The sequence below is a fragment of the Glutamicibacter sp. St.4D3 genome, assembly GCF_059728615.1.
In genome coordinates this window covers 3,017,335-3,038,170 of the sequence record NZ_AP039380.1, presented here as the reverse complement: position 1 = coordinate 3,038,170, position 20,836 = coordinate 3,017,335, and the positions used below count along the sequence as shown (strand labels likewise).

At 64.7% G+C, this 20,836-nt stretch carries 19 protein-coding genes; 9 read left to right on the top strand and 10 right to left on the bottom strand.

The genetic code is table 11. The features are described from left to right. Positions 1–19 precede the first annotated feature (19 nt). Positions 20–634: a TetR/AcrR family transcriptional regulator C-terminal domain-containing protein gene (locus AC6I21_RS14025; RefSeq protein WP_497762666.1), complete on the bottom strand. Its 615-nt coding sequence runs from the start codon at positions 632–634 to the stop codon at positions 20–22. A 151-nt stretch (positions 635–785) separates the two neighbouring features. On the opposite strand from AC6I21_RS14025, the gene AC6I21_RS14020 reads away from it, so the two are divergent. The 4 genes from AC6I21_RS14020 to AC6I21_RS14005 all read left to right on the top strand — a co-directional run bounded on the left by AC6I21_RS14020 (position 786) and on the right by AC6I21_RS14005 (position 5,220). After that, on the top strand, positions 786–1,763 hold the full coding sequence (locus AC6I21_RS14020) for a nitrilase-related carbon-nitrogen hydrolase (protein ID WP_497762665.1): 978 nt from the start codon (positions 786–788) through the stop codon (positions 1,761–1,763). Then, entirely contained in the window at positions 1,756–2,865 is a 1,110-nt protein-coding gene (locus tag AC6I21_RS14015; RefSeq protein ID WP_497762664.1) for an agmatine deiminase family protein, read from the top strand. Before AC6I21_RS14020 ends, AC6I21_RS14015 begins: the two co-directional genes overlap by 8 nt. Next, complete coding sequence (locus tag AC6I21_RS14010; protein ID WP_497762663.1) at positions 2,862–4,391, top strand: APC family permease; 1,530 nt, start codon at positions 2,862–2,864, stop codon at positions 4,389–4,391. The genes AC6I21_RS14015 and AC6I21_RS14010 overlap by 4 nt, the downstream gene beginning before the upstream one ends. 85 nt (positions 4,392–4,476) lie before the next feature. Further along, complete coding sequence (locus AC6I21_RS14005) at positions 4,477–5,220, top strand: sulfite exporter TauE/SafE family protein (RefSeq protein WP_497762662.1); 744 nt, start codon at positions 4,477–4,479, stop codon at positions 5,218–5,220. Here AC6I21_RS14005 and AC6I21_RS14000 read toward each other — a convergent pair. Genes AC6I21_RS14000 through AC6I21_RS13990 form a run of 3 tightly spaced genes read right to left on the bottom strand, consistent with a single transcriptional unit; the run spans position 5,217 to position 9,597 of the window. Next, the gene (locus AC6I21_RS14000; protein WP_497762661.1) at positions 5,217–6,002 is read right to left on the bottom strand and encodes an HpcH/HpaI aldolase/citrate lyase family protein; all 786 of its coding nucleotides are present in this window, start codon (positions 6,000–6,002) and stop codon (positions 5,217–5,219) included. The genes AC6I21_RS14005 and AC6I21_RS14000 overlap by 4 nt on opposite strands. A 5-nt stretch (positions 6,003–6,007) precedes the next feature. Further along, positions 6,008–8,023 (bottom strand): acetyl/propionyl/methylcrotonyl-CoA carboxylase subunit alpha, encoded by a 2,016-nt coding sequence (locus AC6I21_RS13995; RefSeq protein ID WP_138926893.1) that lies wholly within the window; start codon positions 8,021–8,023, stop codon positions 6,008–6,010. A 2-nt stretch (positions 8,024–8,025) separates the two neighbouring features. Beyond that, positions 8,026–9,597: a carboxyl transferase domain-containing protein gene (locus AC6I21_RS13990; protein ID WP_497762660.1), complete on the bottom strand. Its 1,572-nt coding sequence runs from the start codon at positions 9,595–9,597 to the stop codon at positions 8,026–8,028. 234 nt (positions 9,598–9,831) lie between these two features. On the opposite strand from AC6I21_RS13990, the gene AC6I21_RS13985 reads away from it, so the two are divergent. The 5 genes from AC6I21_RS13985 to rlmN all read left to right on the top strand — a co-directional run bounded on the left by AC6I21_RS13985 (position 9,832) and on the right by rlmN (position 15,606). Then, the gene (locus AC6I21_RS13985; RefSeq protein WP_497762659.1) at positions 9,832–10,980 is read left to right on the top strand and encodes a hypothetical protein; all 1,149 of its coding nucleotides are present in this window, start codon (positions 9,832–9,834) and stop codon (positions 10,978–10,980) included. Between the two features lie 240 nt (positions 10,981–11,220). After that, positions 11,221–12,372, top strand: coding sequence for a type III polyketide synthase (locus tag AC6I21_RS13980; RefSeq protein ID WP_497762658.1), 1,152 nt, complete (start codon positions 11,221–11,223; stop codon positions 12,370–12,372). After that, positions 12,369–13,079 carry a class I SAM-dependent methyltransferase gene (locus tag AC6I21_RS13975; protein ID WP_497762657.1) on the top strand — a complete coding sequence of 237 codons (711 nt, stop codon included), beginning with the start codon at positions 12,369–12,371 and terminating at the stop codon, positions 13,077–13,079. The genes AC6I21_RS13980 and AC6I21_RS13975 overlap by 4 nt, the downstream gene beginning before the upstream one ends. Next, complete coding sequence (locus AC6I21_RS13970) at positions 13,069–14,244, top strand: FAD-dependent oxidoreductase (protein WP_497762656.1); 1,176 nt, start codon at positions 13,069–13,071, stop codon at positions 14,242–14,244. Before AC6I21_RS13975 ends, AC6I21_RS13970 begins: the two co-directional genes overlap by 11 nt. A gap of 66 nt (positions 14,245–14,310) precedes the next feature. After that, positions 14,311–15,606, top strand: coding sequence for a dual-specificity RNA methyltransferase RlmN (gene rlmN / locus AC6I21_RS13965; protein WP_497762655.1), 1,296 nt, complete (start codon positions 14,311–14,313; stop codon positions 15,604–15,606). A 232-nt stretch (positions 15,607–15,838) separates the two neighbouring features. Here the strand turns inward: rlmN and AC6I21_RS13960 are convergent, their stop codons facing one another. The 6 genes from AC6I21_RS13960 to AC6I21_RS13935 form a co-directional block, all read right to left on the bottom strand. Further along, positions 15,839–16,633 (bottom strand): carbon-nitrogen hydrolase family protein, encoded by a 795-nt coding sequence (locus AC6I21_RS13960; RefSeq protein WP_497762654.1) that lies wholly within the window; start codon positions 16,631–16,633, stop codon positions 15,839–15,841. Positions 16,634–16,728: 95 nt separating this feature from the next. Continuing rightward, positions 16,729–17,253, bottom strand: a complete 525-nt coding sequence (locus AC6I21_RS13955; protein ID WP_497762653.1) for a flavin reductase family protein — start codon at positions 17,251–17,253, stop codon at positions 16,729–16,731. Positions 17,254–17,256: 3 nt separating this feature from the next. Further along, on the bottom strand, positions 17,257–17,610 hold the full coding sequence (locus AC6I21_RS13950; RefSeq protein WP_497762652.1) for a cupin domain-containing protein: 354 nt from the start codon (positions 17,608–17,610) through the stop codon (positions 17,257–17,259). Between the two features lie 17 nt (positions 17,611–17,627). Continuing rightward, the gene (locus tag AC6I21_RS13945) at positions 17,628–19,097 is read right to left on the bottom strand and encodes a 4-hydroxyphenylacetate 3-hydroxylase family protein (protein WP_497762651.1); all 1,470 of its coding nucleotides are present in this window, start codon (positions 19,095–19,097) and stop codon (positions 17,628–17,630) included. Positions 19,098–19,101: 4 nt separating this feature from the next. Next, positions 19,102–19,779 (bottom strand): DUF2848 family protein, encoded by a 678-nt coding sequence (locus AC6I21_RS13940; RefSeq protein WP_497762650.1) that lies wholly within the window; start codon positions 19,777–19,779, stop codon positions 19,102–19,104. Between the two features lie 358 nt (positions 19,780–20,137). Next, entirely contained in the window at positions 20,138–20,788 is a 651-nt protein-coding gene (locus AC6I21_RS13935; protein WP_497762649.1) for a GntR family transcriptional regulator, read from the bottom strand. Positions 20,789–20,836 lie beyond the last annotated feature (48 nt).

Here is a 20,836-nt window from a genome sequence, read left to right as displayed (position 1 = left end):
GGCGCGGATCAGGGGCCCGCTACCCCCGCGCGGAGACCCGGGCTTCGAGCCCCGCCAGGATGATGTCCAGGCCCTGCCCGAAGGTCTGCTCGGCGCGTTCGGCCGACCCCAGCCCCTCTTCGAGGGCTTCGGTGAATGACGCTGAGGAATCGACATCGGTCGCCCAGACCTCATCGGGGGCGGCAGCATCCAGCGCCGAGCCCAGGACGAAGGAATCAATGATGGTGATCGCCGTCAACCGTGCCGCCGGGTCGAAGCCGGCATCGGCCAGGGTTTGGGCCAGGGCGTCATAGACGCGCAGCGTGGTTCGGTCCCGCACGGTGTGGCTGGTGAACAGGGGGATTAGCCGCGGGTGCCGGGAGTAGGACTCGAAGTAGGACACCGCGATCAACCGCAGGGTTTCCCGCCAGTGGCCGCCAGGCGCTTCGGGCAGCTGGACCCGGGACATGGCCTGACCGCGCATCAGCTCGATGATTTCATCTTTGCCGCCGACGTGGTTGTAGAGCGAGGACGCGGATACCGACAGCGCCTTGGCCAGTTGCGGAATGGTGAATTCCCCGTTCTTGTCCACCAGCTTCAGCGCGGCGGCGGCAATGAGTTCGCTGCTGAGCTTGGGGGTTGAGGGGCGGGCCATGGGTGTCTACCTACCTATCTGAGGGGGATGAACTGAGCCTATCAGAACTAAACGAATTTAATTCGTTAAAACTCTTGCTCTTGTGGTCTGGCTCACCTTATGCTGAAAAACGAATCACATTCGTTATCGGATTTTCAAGGACGTGGATCCCATGAAGGAAATATTGGCACTGACCCCTCCACCCTCCCCGGCACGTGCCGCCGCACCGCAGCGCGGCACCTTGACGGTGGCCGCCGTCCAGCACCGCTGGCATGAGGATGAGGCGGTGACCCGCGCCGAACTGGCCGAAGGCATTGAAAAGGCGGCCGCCCACGGTGCGCGCATTGTCTTCCTTCCCGAACTGACCCTCAGCCGCTATCCGGCGTTCCAGAAGCCGCAGCCCGGGCAGGCCGACGCCCAGGCCGAAGACCTGCTGACCGGCCCTACCTACCGCTTCGCCGCCGAACAGGCCGCAAGGCACGGCCTGTATGTGCACATCTCACTATTCCGCAAGGCCCAGGCGGCCGACGGCCTGGGACTGAATACGGCCATCATCATCTGCCCGGAGGGTGAACTGGTGGCGGCCACCAACAAGCTGCACATCCCGCGCACGGCCGGCTACTACGAGCACACCTACTTCCGTGAAGGCCCCAACGAAGACCCCTACCCGGTGCACGAGCTCTCGGGCATCCCCGGGCTGCGGATGGGCCTGCCCACCTGCTGGGATGAATGGTTCAGCGAACCACCGCGCATCTATTCGCTGGGCGGCGCCGACCTGCTGGCCTATCCCACCGCCATTGGCTCCGAACCGGACCACCCGGACTTCGACACCGAACCGTTGTGGCGCCAGACGATCATCGGCAACGGCATCGCCAACGGCCTGTTCATGGTCGTCCCCAACCGCTGGGGCACCGAGGGCAGGCTGAACTTCTACGGGTCCTCCTTCATCTCCGACCCCTACGGACGAATCCTGGCCCGGGCACCGCGCGATGAGTCCGCGGTGCTGGTGGCCACGCTGGACCTGGATGCCCGCCGCGACTGGCTGAGCCTGTTCCCCTTCCTGCGCACCCGCCGCCCGGAAACCTACCAGGCCCTCACCGACCCGAAGACCGATTCACCCCTGGGGGAGCAGGTGAAGACCAATGCGTAGGCAGAGCACCGCCAGCCCGGCCACCGACCGGACCCAGCAACCCGTCCTGAGCATGCCGCCGGAAACCGCACCCCATGAACGGATCTTCATGGCGTTCCCCAGTGGCGGCTACACCCTGGGCGATACGCGCCAGCAGGCCGAGGCGGCCCGCACCGCCTGGGCCAACGTGGCCCGCGCCGTTTCCCGCTTCACTCCGGTGACCATGATCGTGGATCCCGCGGCCGAAGCCGATGCCCGGCGGCACCTGGGACAGGACGTGCACTATGAACTGCGCCCCCTGGATGACGCGTGGATGCGCGACATCGGCCCGACCTTCGTTGCCGACGCGCAGGGAAACCGGGTGGCCATTGACTGGAACTTCAACGGCTGGGGCGCCCAGTGGTGGGCCACCTGGGGCAAGGACTCAAGGATCGCGGCAGAGGTCGCCGCGCTCGCCGGCGCGCGGCGCATCCGCTCCGCGATCACCAATGAGGGCGGCGGCATCCACGTAGACGGTGAGGGCACCATCCTGGCCACCCGCAGCGTCCAACTGGACCCGGGACGCAACCCGGGACTGAGCGCGGAGCAGATCGAGGCGGAGTTCGCCCGCCAGCTGGGGACCTCCACGGTGATCTGGCTTGAGCGGGGATTGACGCGGGACAACCAGGAATTCGGCACCCGCGGGCACGTGGACATCACCGCCTGCTTCCCCGCGCCCGGGGTGGTGCTCTACCATGACCAGCGCGATCCGGCGCATCCGGACCACGTCATCTCCGAGGAAATCCGCCAGGTCCTAGCTGAGTCCACGGACGCGGCCGGGCGGAAGCTGAAGCTCATCCCGGTCCCCGCGCCGCGGGCCCTGCGGGATGCGCAAGGGTGGGTGGATTACTCCTACCTCAACCACCTGGTCACCAACGACGGGGTCATTGCCTGCACCTTTGATGATCCGAATGACGACCTGGCGCTGGGCATCCTGCGCCGGGCCTATCCGGGCCGTGAGGTCGTGGGCGTGGACGCCCGCGAACTGTTCGCCCGCGGCGGCGGCATCCACTGCATCACCCAACAGCTGCCGGCGCGCCGTGCCGCAGCCTGCAGCCCGGAAGCAGGCGGTGGGGAACAATGAGCACCCTGACCAGAACCACGGGGCCGGCCGCGCCGGTGCGCGAGCAGCGCCCCCAGGGCAAGGGCCTGCGCGGTGGCCAGATTGGCCTGGCCACCGCCACCGTCATCGGGGTCTCCACCATCGCCCCGGCCTACGTCATCACCAGTACGCTGGGCCCCACAGCCGATGTGGTGGGCACCCACCTGCCGGCCATCTTCCTGGTCGGCTTCATCCCCATGTTCCTGGTGGCCCTGGGGTACCGGGAACTGAACCGGGCGCTGCCCGATAATGGCACCACCTTCACCTGGGTGTGGAAGGCGTTCGGCCCGAAGGCCGGATGGCTGGGCGGCTGGGGGCTGCTGGCGGCGAACATCATTGTGCTTTCCAACCTGGCCGGGGTGGCGGTGGACTTCTTCTACCTGTTCCTGGCCCAGCTCACCTCCCGCCCGGAACTGGCGGACCTGGCCGCGAACCCCTGGATCAACGTGGCCACCTGCCTGGTGTTCATGCTCGCCGCAACCTGGGTGTCGGTGCGCGGGTTGCATGCCTCGGGCATCGTGCAGTACCTGCTGGTGGGCTTCCAGCTGGTGGTGCTGGGCTGGTTCATTGTCGCCGCCATGTCCACCTCCGCCCCGGCCGCCCACGTGAGCCTGGAGTGGTTCAACCCGATGGGCATCGACTCGTTCTCCGCCCTGGCGGTGGGGCTGAGCCTGTCCATCTTCGCCTTCTGGGGCTGGGATGTGTGCCTGACGATGAATGAGGAAACCAAGGCCGGGGAACGCACCAGCGGCCTGGCCGCCGGGATCACCGCGGTGGTGGTGTTGGGCCTGTATCTGCTCAGCGCGGTGGCGGCCACGGTGTTCGCCGGCATCGGTACGTCGGGGCTGGGGCTGGCAAACCCGGAACATGCCGGGAACATCTTCGCGGTGCTCGCCTCCCCGGTGATGGGGCCGGCCGCGATCCTGTTGTCGCTGGCCACCCTGTCCAGCTGTGCCGCCTCCCTGCAGTCCACCATGATTTCCCCGGCCCGCTCGCTGCTGGCCATGGGGCACTATGGGGCGCTGCCGCAGGCCTTCACCCGGGTGCACCCGCGTTTTGGCACTCCCGCGTTTGCCACGGTAATCGCCGCGGTGCTCTCCACCGGGTTCTACGCGCTGATGCGCTTTGTTTCCCTGAACGTCTTGAATGACACCATCCTGGCGTTGGGCATGATGATCTGCTTCTACTATGGGATCACCGCGTTCGCCTGCGTCTGGTACTTCCGCCGCACCCTGCGCGGGTCGGTGCGCAATATGATGCTGCGCGGGCTGGCCCCGCTGCTGGGCGGGATCGCGCTGGCGGCGGTGTTCTTCCAGACCGTGATCGACTCCCTGGACCCGGCCTACGGCTCGGGAACGCAGCTGGGCGGGTTTGGGCTGGTGTTCCTGGTCGGGGCCGGGATCCTGGCCGCCGGGGCGCTGTTCCTGATCCGGGCGCGGCACCGCCGCCCCCGCTTCTACACCACGGTTGCCCAGTGTGCGCCGGCCGAACCGGGGCCGGGGAACTAGGCCCGGTCGCCCTGGCGGCCAATGAGGTAGCGTTGTCCGGGGCTGGTTTCAGTCCCGGACAATGTCTTTTGGGAGGGCGCGCTCGGTGGGTACGGTGACAATCGGTGCAATTCTCGCACTCAGCGCCGCCACCTTCGTGGGCGCCTCGACCCAGCGGGTGAGCGGGATGGGTTTCGCCCTGGTCTCCTCACCCTTCATCGTGATGGTGCTCGGCCCCTTCGAGGGGGTCATGCTGGTGAACTTCCTGGGCACCTGCAGCAGCTTCTTGATCCTGGCCCAGGTGTTCCGTGAGGTGGAATACCGCAAGGTCATGCTGCTGCTGGTCCCGGCGGTGATCATGACCGTCCCCGGCGCCTGGGTCGCCAGCCAGCTGGGCGGACCAAAACTTTCCATCGCCATCGCCTTGATGGTGATGCTGGCCCTGGGATCCAGCTTCCTGCTGCGGAACCTGAAATCCGCCGACAGCAAGGGACTGGCCATTGGGGCCGGGGCGGTGTCCGGGTTCATGTCGGTCACCGCGGCGGTCTCCGGCCCGGCGATTGCCGCCTACGCGGTGGCCAGCCGCTGGCCGCAGGCGAAGTTCGCGATCTCGGTGCAGCTGTACTTCTTTGTGCTCTCCATTGCCTCGCTGATCGCCAAGGGCGGGATGCCGCAGCTGCACTGGAGCCAGTGGGTGGGCTGCGCCATCGCCATGGTGTGCGGCATCCTGCTGGGCAACTGGCTGGCCCCAAAAATCCCGCACAAGGTCAGCCGCGCCTTCGTGGTGATCATCGCGTTCGCCGGGGCGCTGACCCTGCTGGCCAGCGGCGTGCGCGAGATGCTGGGCTAATCCCGTTCCAGGATCTGCCGCGCCTGGCGCAGCACCGGCTCGTCGACCATCTGGCCCTCAAAGCTGAAGACCCCACGCTCGTTCTGCGCGGCCTGCAGCACCCGCTGCGCCCACTGCCGCCGCTGCGTGCCGGCGAACGCCTCGCGCACCACCGACACATGGGAGGGGTGGATCAGCACCTTGGCGGTGAACCCGCTGGCCTGCGCGTCCTCCGCCTCGACCGCGAGCCCGGCCAGGTCGGGGATGTCCAGGTAGACCGAGTCCAGCGCCTGCTTGTCCCAGGCGCGGGCCGCCAGCAGGACGCGGGCGCGGGCGTGCACGGCAACCTGCCGGTAGCCGCCGTCGGCGCGCCGGGAGGAAGTCCCGCCCAGGGAGGCGACCAGGTCCTCGGCACCCCACATCAGCCCGTGGACCGCCGGATGGGCGGCCAGGTCCTCGGCCGCCAAGACCCCGCGCGCGGTCTCAATCAGCGCGTACACCCTTAGCCCCTCCAGCTCGGCGAGCACCCGCGGGTCCTCGGCCTTGGGCAGCATCACCTGGGTGTAGCCGCTGGTGCGCACCATGGCCAGGTCCTCGGCGAAGTGCGGGGAATCGGCGGCATTGACCCGCACCAGGGTGCGCGCCGGATCCAGTGCGGATTCGCCCACCCACTGCCGGGCCTGGTGTTTTGCGTCCTGCGCGACCGCGTCCTCCAGGTCCAGGATCACCACGTCGGCGCGTTCGGCCGCCTTGCCGTAGCGTTCGGGACGGTCTGCGGGACAGAAAAGCCATGCCGGGCCCATGCTGCTCATCCTTCCTCGGCCGCCTCGGCGTAGTGCATCTGCGCCACCGGCTGCCGGGCCGTGAGCTGGTCACCCAGGCCCACCAGCAGCTTCACGGTTCCGTCCGCCGGTGCGGTGATCTCGTGTTCCATCTTCATGGCCTCCACCGCCAACAGCACGTCGCCGGCCTGCACCTGCTGGCCGTCCTGCACGTTGAGCACGCACACCGCCCCGGGCATGGGAGAGAGCAGCTGGGCATCCAGCGGTGAGGCGGCACGCTGCAGCAGGGCCAGGGAGCGGGAGAGCTGCTCGGCGCGGTCCACGCGGCGCAGCGCGAACGTCGCCGCCCCGCGCTGCACCCACGCGGTGCCCTGGGGGTCCAGCTGGGCGCGCAGCGCCCGGCCATCCACCAGCACCGGGCCCGCACCGGTGCTGACCTCGCACCGCTGGTCCTCGTGGCGCAGCTGCCAGCCGCCGGGCGTGGCCGTCACCTGCAGCTGGCATGAGTGCTCGTCGTGTTCAAGGAGCAGGGTGCGGCTGAGCGGCCCGGTGCTGCTGAACCCAGTGCCGGACCAGGGGCCGCGGCCCACCGGCTGGGCTGCCAGCCAGGCGGCCGCCGCCTGGGCGTAGTCGGCGAAATCCGGGACGGCCGGCTGCCAGCGGTCAAGGAAGCGGGCGATCAGCTCGGTGTCCAGCTGCCCGGCGCGCACCTGCTGGTCATCGAGCAGGGCGGCCAGGAATTCGGTGTTGGTGTGCACCCCGGTGACCAGCAGCTCATCCAGCGCCGTGCGCAGGCGCTGCAGGGCGGCGGCGCGGTCGCTTCCGGTGGCGATCAGCTTGGCCAGCATCGGGTCATAATGCGCGGAGACGGTGGCCCCGGTGGCCAGCATCGAATCCAGGCGCAGCCCGGCGCCGGCGGGTTCCCGGTACCCGGTGATGGTGCCGGTGGAGGGCACAAAGTCGTGTTCCGGGCGTTCGGCGTACAGCCGCGCCTCAATGGAGTGGCCGTGCAGGCTGACCGCCTCCTGCCCGAAGTCCAGCGGCGCCCCGGCGGCGATGCGCACCTGCTGTTCCACCAGGTCCAGTTGGCGCCCCCGGACCCGCACCACCTGTTCGGTGACCGGGTGCTCCACCTGCAGGCGGGTGTTCATTTCCATGAAGAAGAACTCCTCCGGGCGCTGGGCGGAGACCAGGAACTCCACGGTGCCGGCCCCCACGTAGTCCACCGCCCGGGCCGCCTGGACTGCTGCGGCCCCCAGTTCGGCGCGCAGCGCCTCACCGTTGGGCAGGTCGCCGAGCAGCGCCGAGGGGGCCTCCTCGATGACCTTCTGGTGGCGCCGCTGCAGTGAGCATTCGCGTTCACCCAGGTGCACGATGTTCCCGTGGGTGTCCCCGAGCACCTGCACCTCGATGTGGCGTGGGGTTTCGATCAGCCGCTCCAGCAGCAGCGTGTCATCCCCGAACGCGGTGGCCGCCACCCGGCGGGCCGCGGCCAGCGCCCCGGGCAGCTGCTCGGCCCGGTGGACCTGGACCATGCCCTTGCCCCCGCCGCCGGCGGAGGGCTTGATCAGCAACGGGAAGCCGACCTCAATGGCGCGGGCGGTGATCTGCTCATCATCCAGTCCGGCGGCGGAAAACCCGGCGGCCAGCGGCACGCCGCGGCTGGCCACCAGCTCCTTGGCCTTGATCTTGTCCGCCATGGCCTCCAGCGCGGAGACCTGCGGGCCAATCAGGGTGATGCCCGCGGCCTGCAGGGCCCGGGCGAACACCGGATTTTCGGAGAGGAAACCGTAGCCGGGGTGCACGGCCGCCGCCCCGCTGTCCCGCGCCGCCTGCACCACCTTGTCGATGTCAAGGTAGCTGTCGGTGGCCGGAGCCGGGCCCAGGTAGTGCGCGCTGTCGGCCTCCTGCACGTGCCGGGCGGCGGCGTCCGCGGCCGAGTAGACGGCGACCGCGTGGATGCCCAGGGCCTTGAGGGTACGAATCACGCGAACGGCGATTTCACCGCGGTTCGCCACAAGAACTTTGTCAAACAGGTCCACGGCTACATCCTGAAGATTCCGAAGTTGGTGTCCGGCAGCTGTTCACCGTCGGACAGGGACAGGGCCATGCCCAGCACCCGGCGGGTGTCCACCGGGTCGATCACCCCGTCATCCCACAACCGGGCGGTGGAGTAGTAGGGGCTGCCCATCCGGTCGTAGTCGGCCAGCACCGGGGCCGCGTAGTCATCCTGTTCGGCCTGGCTCATCGGGTCCCCGGCCGCGGCGCGGGCCTCGGCCCGGATGGTGGTCAGCACCCCGGCGGCCTGGGATCCGCCCATCACCGAGATCCGGGCGTTGGGCCACATCCACAGGAAGCGGGGGGAGTAGGCCCGACCGCACATGGCGTAGTTCCCGGCCCCGAAGGAGCCGCCGATGATGATCGTGTACTTCGCAACCCGGCAGGTGGCCACCGCGGTGACCAGCTTCGCCCCGTGCTTGGCGATGCCCCCGGCCTCCGCGTCCCGCCCGACCATGAACCCGGAAATGTTCTGCAGGAACACCAGCGGGATGCCGCGCTGGTCGCACAGCTCGATGAAGTGCGCGCCCTTCATCGCCGATTCGGAGAACAGCACCCCGTTGTTGGCGAGGATTCCGACTTTCATCCCGTAGATGGTGGCGAACGCGGTCACCAGCGTGGTGCCGTAGTCCGGCTTGAATTCGCTGACCGACCCGCCGTCCACGATGCGTTCGATGACCTCGTGCACGTCGTAGGAGGCGTTCACGTCCACCGGGACCGCCTCCAGCAGCCCGGCCGGGTCCTTGGCCGGTTCGTTCCAGTCGCGTTCCGGGCCCGGCGTCGGTTCGGGCAGGGTGCGCACCATGTCGCGGATCATCGACAGGGCGTGTTCATCGTTCTCGGCCAGGCGGTCCACCACCCCGGAGACCTCGGCGTGCAGTTGGCCGCCGCCCAGCTCCTCCGCGCTGACTTCCTCGCCGATGGCGGCCTTCACCAGGGGCGGGCCGCCCAGGAATATGGTGCCCTGCTCGCGCACGATCACGGTTTCATCGCTCATCGCCGGCACGTAGGCCCCGCCGGCGGTGCAGGAGCCGAGCACCGCGGAGAGCTGGGGGATGCCGCGCGAGGAGAGCTGGGCCTGATTGTAGAAGATCCGCCCGAAGTGCTCGCGGTCCGGGAACACCTCATCCTGCATGGGCAGGAAGGCACCGCCCGAATCCACCAGGTAGATGCACGGCAGGCGGTGCTCCAGGGCAATCTGCTGGGCCCGCAGGTGCTTCTTCACGGTCATCGGGAAGTAGGTTCCGCCCTTGACCGTGGCGTCATTGCACACCACCATCACCGCGCGCCCGGCGACCTGGCCAATGCCGGTGATCATCCCGGCGCCGGGACTCGCATCGTCGTAGAGCCCGTGGGCCGCCAGCGGGGCGACCTCCAGGAAATCCGAGCCTTCATCCAGCAGCCGGCTGATCCGTTCGCGCGGCAGCAGCTTGCCGCGGGACACGTGGCGTGCCCGGGACTTTTCACTGCCGCCCAGGGCGCTGCGCGCCAGTTTTTCGCGCAGCTCATCGACCAGGGCTCTCATGCTCGGTGCGGTGTCCGGAGTTGGTGTGCTCATCAGTCACTTCCCATCGGGTGGAGGTAAGAAGCGACCCGCTTTTCAGTTAAGGGTCATTTACTCTTCTAGCCAACAGTGTGACGCGCGCCATGTCAATGCCGCCACCGTGTTTTGCCCGCATTCCCCGGCGGGCAGGGCACCGAGGCGGGCCGGGAAGGGGTCCGGGAGCTGGCGGTGGCGGTCCGGGCTGGACCCAAAAATGAAAACGCGGCGGCAAAAAGCCACAATAGAGGGGTGTCTACCCTCAGCCCTTCGGATACCCGCCATTCGCCTGCCGTTGAACTGGACATTGAGCGCCAGGCGCTCTGGGCCGGACTGATTTGCTCGCTGCTGGGCACGTCCGTGGGCCTGCTGCTCTTCGCCGGTGGTCGACCCACCCTCTACGGCGGGCTGTCTGTGGGGGCGTTGGGCGCCATTTCCGGGGGCGTTGCCGCGGCCGGCAGCAGCGTCTGGGGGTTCCGGCACCTGCTGGTGCAGCGGGAGCGCTGGCTGTGCGAACTGCCGCGCTGGCGGGAGCTGAACGCCATGTTCGCCCTGCTGCTGGTGCACGCCGCCATTGCCGTGATGGCCCTGAACGTCTTCTTCTACCTGATCCAGCGTTCCTTCTTCGGGCTGACCGTGGACATGTTCGCCGGCAGTGTCATGGTGGGGCTCGGGACGGGGCTGAGCGCCTACATCTCCCTGGAGGCCACCGCCCGCACCAGCTCGCACACCCTGTCGGTGGTGCTGGGCGGGTTCATGGTCTCCGGGGTCATGCTCAGCATGCTGGTGGCCGAAAACCCGATCTGGTGGAAAACCATGTTCTCCACCCTGGGCACCTTCGACAGCGGGGTGCGCTCCTTCTGGGCGTTTAACACCACCTTGTTCGTCACCGGCCTGGTGCTGGCGACCTTCAGCGAATTCCTGCTGCGGGACCTCAGCCGGCTGGCCCAGGCCTATGACCGGCGGGCCCGGGTGCGCGGGCAGCGGCTCTCACGGGTCTTCCGGCCCCGGCCGAAGGTGGTGCGCTGGTGCCTGCTGATCGTGGCCGGTGGGGTGATGCTCGCCGCCGTGGTGCCGGTGAACACCCTCGGGGACCTGCACGCCAGCGGAGTGTGGGCGGCCAGCGCCGCCCTGGTGGTGCTGTTGGCCGGCTCCGTCTTCCTGTTCCCCGGCTTTCCGGCGATCTTCCACCTGCTTTCCCTGGCCGCCCTGGGCGGGCTGGTGCTGTCCATGATGCTCTGGGCCCGTTGGGACTACTTCAACCTCACCGGATTTGAACTGGCGGCGGTGGCCGTGCTGTTCGGCTGGATCAGTGCGTTCATCCGCACCACGGCGGCGCTGCTGGAGGTGACCATGCAGAAGCTGCAGGCCGAGGAAGAGGCTGCGGACGCGATCCGGTGAAAGCCCGGTTGACAGTCGGTGCCCGAGGCAGGCCGAGATGTGTTCAACCGGCCAGTTCAGCTGCGGTGGCCAAGTTGCCGAGGTCGACGCCCTGGGGGTGGACAGCACGGGGACCGTCGGCAACGGCAGCACGGCGAGGCAGAGGCTAGGTGCTGCAAGGTGTGTGGGGTGAAGGTTCGGATCCACTGGGAATTGCTGAACGTCCTTTACCGCCCCCTAGCCACCGCATAGGCTCGGCCCATGTCGGTCATGCTTAGAACCATTCAGACGGCCGTGCCGTCCACTGTCCTGCACCAGCCCGAGGTTCGTGACGTCTTTGCCGCCCAGCCCGGGCTGACCCGGCTGGGACAGCGGCTGATCTCCACCTCCTTTGACTCCGCGGCCATTGACACCCGCTACACCGTGGTGGAGGAGTTTGAACGGGACAAGCCGGTGGAGGGTGAAGCGGTGTTCTACGACGGGCAAACCAATGAGCTGCGCCGCCCCAGCACCCGCACCCGCAACGAGGTGTATGCCGCCAAGGCGCCGGCGCTGTACATTGAGGCGGCGCGCAAGGCCTTGGAAGCCTGCCCTGACGTGGATCCCTCCCAGGTCACGGACCTGATCACCGTGTCCTGCACCGGCTTCTACAACCCGGGCCCGGACTACCAGATTGTGCGGGCGCTCGGGTTGAACCCGGCCACCCGCCGCTACCACCTGGGGTTCATGGGCTGCTACGCGGCCTTCCCGGGCCTGCGGGCGGCGGCCGACTACTGCAAGGCAAACCCGGACGCGGTGGCGCTGGTGGTGTGCGCGGAACTGTGCACGCTGCACGTGCATTCCTCCAACGACCCGGACACCATCATGGGTTCGGCGCTCTTCGCGGACGGCGCGGCGGCCGCGCTGATCACCGGCCGGGACACCGGGGCCCCGGGGCTGCGGCTGGATGCCTTTGAAACCGTGCTGACCCCGGTGGGGGAGGAATCCATGGCCTGGAACATCGGCGATGAGGGGTTCGAAATGGTGTTGGGCACCTATGTCCCGCACATCATCGACGAGCACATCACCGGGGCGCTGGCCCCGCTGCTGGCCCACGACCCGCAGATCGACTCCGCGGCCAGCGACATTGAACACTGGGCCATCCATCCCGGTGGACGCTCCATCCTGGACAAGGTCCAAAAACGGCTGGGTCTGGATGACCGGCAACTGGCCCCGGCGCGCGACGTGCTGCGTGATTACGGGAACATGTCCAGTTCCACGGTGCTGTTCGTCCTAAAGGACATCATGGACCGGCACCTGTCCCAGGCGGACCCCGCGGGGGAGAAGCTGTGCTCCATGGCCTTCGGCCCGGGGCTGACCGTGGAAAGCGCGTTGATGACCCTGCTGCCCGAGCGGGAAATCGAGGTGGAATGAGACGCCAACCCGACGCCGTGGAACAAATGGACCTTCCCGACTGCGACCCCCAGCTGCTGGAGCGCACCTACCGGCAATTCTGGCTGGTGAACCGGGTGGTCTCCGGGTGGCGGTCCCTCTACCGGCAGCGGATCCGCCCACTGCTTCCGGCTGGCGGGCCGGCGAGCATCCTTGACATCGGGTGCGGCGGCGGGGACATCACCACCGCCCTGGCCCGCTGGGCCCACGCCGACGGGCTGCAGATCCGGGTGCTGGGCATTGACGCGGATGAACGGGCCTACCGCTACGCGGCGCAGCATGCCGGGCACCGGGATCTGCCCGCGGGCTCCCTGGAATTCCGCCAGGCCTACAGCCATGAACTGCTGGCCGAACCGGGCCGCTTTGACGTGGTGGTTTCCAACCACCTGCTGCACCACCTGGATGGGCGGCAGCTGCAGGGCCTGTGGCAGGACTCGGCCAGCCTGGCCAGGCGCCTGGCCCTGCACGCCGACATCCGCCGCAGCCGGCTGGCCCTGGCCCTGTTCGGTGCCGGCACCCTGCCGCTGGCCGGCAGCTCCTTCATCCGCCGGGACGGGCTCGCCTCGATCCGCCGCAGCTTCAACCATGTGGAACTGGCGCGGCAGCTGCCTGCGGGCTGGCGCGCCGAGACGGCCGCGCCGTTCAGGAACCTGGCCGTCTACCAACCCGAAGCGCCCCATGAAGCTTGATGCGCTGATCGTGGGGGCCGGGCCCACCGGCCTGGCCGCCGCCATCCTGCTCACCGAGGCCGGATGGCGGGTGCGGGTGCTCGATGAGCGCCGCGGGGTGGGAGAGCACTCCCGGGCGATCGGCATCCACCCGCCGGGGCTGGCCGTGCTGGACCGGCTGGGGGTCGGGGAGGCCGCCCGCCACCAGGGCGTGAAAATCCGTGACGGGGCCGGGCTGTCCCGCAACCGGGTCATCGGGGCCCTGGATTTCTCGGTCATCGGCGGAGCGCACCGCTACGTCCTGTCGCTGCCGCAAAACCAGACGGTCACCCTGCTGCGCCAGCGCCTGCACGAACTGGACCGGCACGCCCTGCAGGAGGGGACCGGCTACCTGGGGCATAGCCAGGACGGCCAGGGAGACCTGAGCGTCACGGTACGCCAGGAGAACGCGCCCGGTGCGCCGGGCGCCGCGCAGCAGCTGCGGTCCCGCTGGCTGATCGGCGCGGACGGCACCAATTCTGCGGTGCGCCGCGCCCTGAACCTACAGGTGTCCGGCCGGGCACTGCCGGACACCTACACCATGGGCGACTACCCGGACACCACCGGCTATGGGCCCAGCGCCGCCCTCTTCCTGCACCCGCATGGCATCATCGAATCGTTTCCGCTGCCCCAGCACCGCCGCCGCTGGGTGGCGCACGTGGGCCGCCACGCCGCCCTGGAGGGGCCGTGGGACCTGCCCCGGATTGTCCACGAACGCACCGGCTGGCGGCTGGAGGAACGCACCTGCACCATGCGCAGCACCTTTTGCACCGCCAACCGGCGGGTTCCCGGCATGGTGCACGGCCGCACCGTGCTGATCGGGGACGCCGCCCATGAAGTCAGCCCGATCGGCGGGCAGGGTATGACCCTGGGGCTGGGGGACGCGCAGCAGCTGGCCCGGCTGCTGATCACCGGCGCCACGACGCAGCAGCTAAACCACTTCAGCAGCATGAGGCTGCGCGCCGCCCGCCGGGCCGGATACCAGGCCCACCTGAACATGCTGCTTGGCCGTCCGCTGCCCACCGCCCTGGTCCCGGTCCGGGACCGGCTCTTTACGGCGCTGGCCGCCAACGACCGCTTCCGCACCGCGGTGGCCCGCACCTTCACCATGCGCTGGGCGCAGGGCACCGGGACGCCCGGGCGCTGAGCGCCCGCCATCGGCGTGCGGCAACTCACCGCCCATTGCCAGGCAAGACATGAAACAATGGAAACGATGACTTCTATCGACTCTTCCACACTTTCCGCGGCTGAACGCAAGGCCCTGCGCCAGGAGCAGGCCGCGGCCCAGCGCGCCCAGCAGCTGCGCATCTCGCAGTCCCGCGCCAAGGCCGAGGGCCGCACCCAGGTGGTGCCCACCCCCGAAGGCTGGAAGCAGGAGATGGGCGCCGATGGCCGCCCGCAGCTGCAGTTCGCCGCCAAGCGCCGCGTCTCCCAGCCGCCGACCCACCTGGCGGACCTCACCCTGGCCGAACGCCAGGAGAAGCTGAAGGAACTGGGGCTGCCGGCGTTCCGCGCCAAGCAGCTCTCGGTGCACTACTTCCAGCACTACACCACCGACCCGGCCAAGATGAGCGACCTGCCCAAGAACGGGCGCGAGGAACTGGCCGAGGCGATGTTCCCGACCCTGCTCACCGAGGTGAAGCGGCTGACCACCGATGACGGGAAGACCATCAAGTTCCTGTGGCGTTTGTTTGACGGCTCGCTGGTCGAGTCCGTGCTGATGCGCTACCCGAACCGCATCACCCTGTGCATCTCCTCGCAGTGCGGTTGCGGCATGAACTGCCCGTTCTGCGCCACCGGCCAGGCGGGGCTGACCCGCAACATGTCCACCGCGGAAATCCTGGACCAGATTGTCCAGGCCAACCGCGTCATCGCCGAAGGCGGGCTGGGCGGCCAGAAGCACCCGGACGAACGGGTGGGCAACATCGTTTTCATGGGCATGGGTGAGCCGTTGGCCAACTACAAGCGCGTCATGAACGCGGTGCACCGCATGGTGGCCGACGCCCCGGAGGGGCTGGGCATGAGCGCGCGCGGCATCACCGTTTCCACCGTTGGGCTGGTCCCGGCGATCCGCAAGCTCGCTGATGAAAACATCCCGGTCACCTTCGCCCTGTCCCTGCACGCTCCGGACGACGAGCTGCGTGACGAGTTGATCCCGGTGAACTCGCGTTGGAAGGTCGACGAGGCGCTGGACGCCGCGCACGACTACTACGTGAAGACCGGACGGCGGGTTTCCATTGAATACGCGCTGATCAAGGACATGAACGACCACGAGTGGCGTGCCGAGCTGCTGGCCAAGAAGCTCAACGCCCGCGGCCGCGGTTGGGTGCATGTGAACCCGATCCCGCTGAACCCGGTGCCCGGATCCATCTGGACCCGCTCCGAACCGGACATCACCTCCAAGTTCGTGCACCGCCTGGATGAGCTGGGCGTGCCCACCACCCTGCGCGATACCCGCGGCAAGGAAATCGACGGGGCCTGCGGCCAGCTGGCCGCCGACGACGACTAGGCGCCCCAGCCACACTAGTGATCCCCAAGCCGGTGAATACTATTCACCGGCTTGGGGATCGGTAGTGCAGATGTAAAAGGAAAATGATGAGGCTTGAGCGTCGATCCAATTTTGGAATGACATTTCGAACTCTGAGCAGTCCAGTTCCGTAGGATCAATTGAAGAGCGTGAAACTCAGGCTTTCACCATTGATCCATGCCGATTGCTCCTAATTAAATTAGTTGTGCTCGGATTAGCGAAGTTTGCCATTTGCCAGTACTGGCAACTGAGCTCTTGCTTCTTCGACGAATTCAGGGTCGATTTCGAAGATTTTCGTCGTCGGCGTGGCATCTAGCTCCCCTATGACTTCCCCCAAGGGGGAGATGACCGCGCTATATCCGACTCCTAGGGGCACTCCAAGAGGGACATCGGTGTGAACCGAATGGGGATCGGCCTGATTCACCGCGATAACGTACGAGGTGCTGTCCATCGCGCGAGCACGTATTGCAAGCTGCCACTGGGCGCGCTTACCTGGCCCCGACGCCCATGAAGCGCATACGATATTGATTCTTGCCCCTGCTAGGGCGTTTGAGATGAAGAGTTCGGGGAATCTAACGTCATAACAAGTGGCAAGGCCTATCGTAGATCCCTCAAGCTCGAAAGACACAGGGCCGGAGCCTGCGGTCACTGTCTCCGATTCCTGATACCCGTAAGCATCGTAGAGGTGGATCTTATCGTAATGGGTGTCGATCCCTAAGCCGACGACTAATAAGGTATTCTTCACTCGCTGCCCAACCCCTGGAGTGAACATACCGGTGACGATGCACACGTTGAACTCGGCCGCTATTTCTCTGACATTGTTTGCCCAAAGGCCGGTAGTAGGTTCAGCAATTTCTCGAAGATTATTTCCGAAAGCGCACATTGTTGCTTCTGGGAAGACGATTAGCCGTGCCCCCTTCGCCGCTGCTCGAGAGGTCTCACTTCTAATCAGCTCTAAGTTAAGATACGGCTCGTTTGTACTTAAAATTTGCGCTAAAGCAATTCTCATTAAAATAATCCTAAATCTAGATGTTACCGATTAACGATCAGGAACACATGTGCGGTAGTCGTGCCCCCTCGCCCGACTACCGCACATGTTCGCTATCAAAACAGCCAGGGCGCGCGTTCGTGGTTGAAGTCCTCGAACGAGCCAAACTTACCGGCGTTGAAGGCTAAACCGCTGCCATTGCGGTCGCGGCTAGCTTTTACCTGTCCGAAGAATACCTGGTGATCTCCGATATCGTATTGGTTAACCACCTCGCATTCGAGCTGACTGAGTGCTTCACCGACGACGGGCAATCCGGTCGGGGTGGTGTCGAAAGTACCAGCTTCAAACCGAGCGCCACCACGTACTGCAAATTGTCGCGCGACGGCTTCTTGCTTGGCCCCGAGGATGGAAATGGCAAATCTGCGGCATTCCCGGATCGCGTCCCCGGTACGGGTGTTGAAATTCAAGGAGACCATCAAGATTGGTGGCTCCAAGCTGATCGAGGTAAGCGAATTAATTGTCATTCCGAAGGCTTCATCCTCGTGAACTGAAGTTACTACTGCCACCCCGGTCAAGAAACGACCCATGGCTTGTCGCATTCCTAGAGAGTCAGGTGCTTCAAAACTCTTGGTTATAACCATGACTTAGTTCTCCTTCGGGTAGTAGCGAACTTCAAACATTTTGGCCCCGTTCTCCGAAACCCATGGACCGTGTTCCATGCCTGGGGGGCGGGTTGCCCAATCACCTGCACGGAAAGTACGGCCTAGGCGTTGATCCACAAACGAACCCTCGAAGATGAAAACTTCTTCCCAGAAATCATGGGTAAGTGCTCCGTTCGGACTTGTGTCGGTTCCCGGCTCGAACTTGAGAATGCGTGTGACGGCGTCGCTGGAATCGTCCCGGGCGAGAATTGCTTCAGAAAGACCATCGATATGCGGCTCGCAATTGGTGAATTCTACGGACGACGTAGGTGAGAATTCGAACTCTGGCTTTGCCATTCCATGACTCCTAAGATCTAGTTGGTTGCATGTTCCACGGACTTGACGCTGTAGCCAGCGAGGAACTGGTCCAGTTCGGCCACATGGCGTTCGTAGCCGTAATTTCGGTAGGTGTAGGCGCCCTTCACAACGAACGGAGCGCCGGCATAAAACATCTCGTACTGCTGATGCCGTCCTGCAAACTCGGAGCCGATGATGTCCCAGGCCAGGCGGAAGAGTTTGATTCGTTCTTCGCTACTGACTGATGGCGAAGCAATGTACCTTTCGACATCCTGGGCAGTCGTTGCGCTTAACATGTCGCTTATGCCCGAAGGCATCTGGAGCACACCGCCACCGACAAGGTCCCGCAGAATTTCGATAACCTTTGGGTAGATTTCTGACTGTAATCCCATCGCTCCATACAACGAGCGCTTCCCCGGAATCATAAAGCCCTGATCGTCTGCCGTTGCTGTGTATTCCGAAGCCAAGAGGGCGGATTCAACTGAAGAAATGGTCGCTGCGAGCTCACCCAATTTCTCCTGTACGCCGGGAATTTTGTCTGTCCCGTTGACCTGAGTGATTTTGCGCGCTACTGCTCCAATGAACTGCAGCTTCGTTGTCAGTCGTGTCTGCGCCTGCCAGTTGCCCAGCGCATGTGCACCTGTGTCAAAGAATTGGCGGCGTAGCTTGTCAGGGTCACGGTCGACGAATACCCTGTCCCAAGGCACCAGAACATCGTCGAAGATCAACAAGGAGTCCGGTTCGTCGTAACGTGCTGTCAGCGGATAGTCGAAGTCGCTAGAAGCCTGAGGCGCATACGGCCGTCGGCAGAGAAGCTTCAGGCCGGTCGTGTCGACTGGAAGAGCGAAGGAGATAGCAAAGTCGACGTCATCGGGACCGAGTGGTTTGATACAGGTCACAAAGACTTCGTCGGCGATCGCAGCTCCCGTTGCTAACATCTGCGAACCCCGGACAATGATGCCTTCGTTCGTCTCGCCGACTACACCTACTTGAATGAAGTCGCCTTCCCAACCAGAGGCCGTGGTTGCCCGTGAATATTGGGGAGGAATGATTGCGTATGAAACGTACAAGTCTTCCCGCAGGATCCGCTCGTAGTATCGCCGCATGTTACCTGCGAAATCGCGCTCCGCATGCTCAAAGACTTCCGGATGAGTTCCAAATGCAGCAAAGAACGTACCGACATGGTCGGGACTTCTGCCTACCCAGCCGTGGGTGTGCTTTGCCCAGCGTTCAACCGCCTTACGGCGGGCCTTCATTTCTTCAGCTGTGCGAGGTGCACTGAACACCAAATTCGCCGTGCCGTCAATTTCGTCGCTATGGTACTGCATCCCATTAGCGGGATCCGCAGCAATGTCGTAGAGCTCAGCTACGGTTTGAGCCACCTTGCTAAAAGCCGGGTGACTGACCACGTCGTTCACGATTTCGCCGTCAAGCAGGACCGTTCGGTTGTCTTTCAGGGAAGCCAGGTATTCGTTACCGGTGCGCATTATTTCAGTTTCCTTTCGCAATGGAATATGTATGGACGAGGGTTTGACCGACGGGAAGCTCAAGCTCGATTCGCCAATGCGATCCGTACTTAAACTCGCCACCTATGACTGGCAACGTGCCGCCGAGACAAACAAAATCTTGATCGCCTAATCGGTGTTGCTGTAGAAACAGCTCGACTACATTTGCTGGCGTCCGAAGGTTATTGAGCTTCCCGTCCTGATAAAGCTCGCCATCGACCCAAGCTCGCGCTCGGGCTTCATCCAGCCGGAAATCCTGGATGTCAAAAATTGGGATTACTTCTCGGGCCACGGGTTTCGGGCAAGCTCTCTTAGACGCTCCTATGTCAGTGGCTTCCACAAGACGGTCTGTGTGGTCTGATGCCAGGCCTAGGTAGTAGTTTCCTTGGTGACGAATGTAAAGCGGTTCTACCTCACCGCTCGTATTGGAGCCGGCAATAACCAATGTGGGATTAGAGGTGAATGTCTCGGATTCCACTGGATAAAACATTGGGACGCGAGGCGGGGGTGCAATTCCGATTGCCGCTAGTTCATCGATGTGTTCCTGTACTGCCTTTGAGTCGCGTCCGGTGTAGCCGGCGACCATCCCAGCAAAGTCAGAGAGCACTATTTCTCTGTGACTGCCGCGCACAGTGAACGTTAATGATTGAAGTTCAGTCTTCATTGGAACCTTCCTCTGAATAAAGTGAGCAACATTCTCTTGGGGTGCTTGAGTATCAGGACTCATTGGCTGCAGTTTCCGCGCACTCGCCGTGGTCAAGAAGCGTGGGATCATTACCTGCGCAAAGTCGCTGGCCGAAGTTTGCAAACTGCAAATCTTTAATGTTCGTTTGCGAAACGTGGGCGAGTTTGTAAACCATAGTTTTCCTCTCGGACAGGTTTTTGGGTGCAGAAGATTGCTATCGGACGGATCGATTCGTCCTGATGGAAGGAGGCGTTGCTACAGGCACTTTTGGGTGCGCAAGGATACGCCCATGGCCCGACGGGGCTGGAACTAAGTAAGGTTTGCTAGTGAGTAATCGTTAGAGAATCGAGCGGGAGCTGATCGCCGAGCGTGTTGAGTGGATATGGTTCCTAGCCGCTGCGGTCGCCCGTTGCGGATCGCCGGAAGCCATCGCTTCGATCAGTGTTCCGTGCTCTTCGATCACGTGTTGGTACCGTTCTGCAGTCGCTAGGACTGCTTGGATGCCCACACGTTCTTGTTTGACTCGTTGCGATTCATAGACTTGCGCAAGGACTGGGTTTGCGGCAGCGAGAACGATAGTCCGGTGGAAAGCAACATCGAGTTCAATGAACTTCGTCGGGTCCTCAATGTGCCTGCGCTGTTTGGCTAATAGTTCTCGTAACGAATCGAATATCGCTGGCTGGCTTTCAGCGACTTTTCGGGAGGCCCATTCGCCAATTACCTGGCGCACTTCCATGATTTCATCGATATCCGACTCGTTCATGGCAGGAATGTACACGCCCTTGTGTGGAATTCGCCGAAGTAGGCCCTCGGCCTCTAGCCGTAACAATGCCTCACGGACGGGGGTTCGTGAAACTTCTGCTGCATCGGCGATAGAGTTTTCGCTCAGGAAAGCTTCTTGGTCCCACGGCAGTTTTGAGATTTCCTTCCTCAGCCACTGGTAGGCGCGCTCAGGTGCCGTTACCGGTGGGTTCTGGAAGATGCTCATAGTCCATGTCCTGACTTGCGGGTACTGATTCAATGCCAGTCTGCCTAT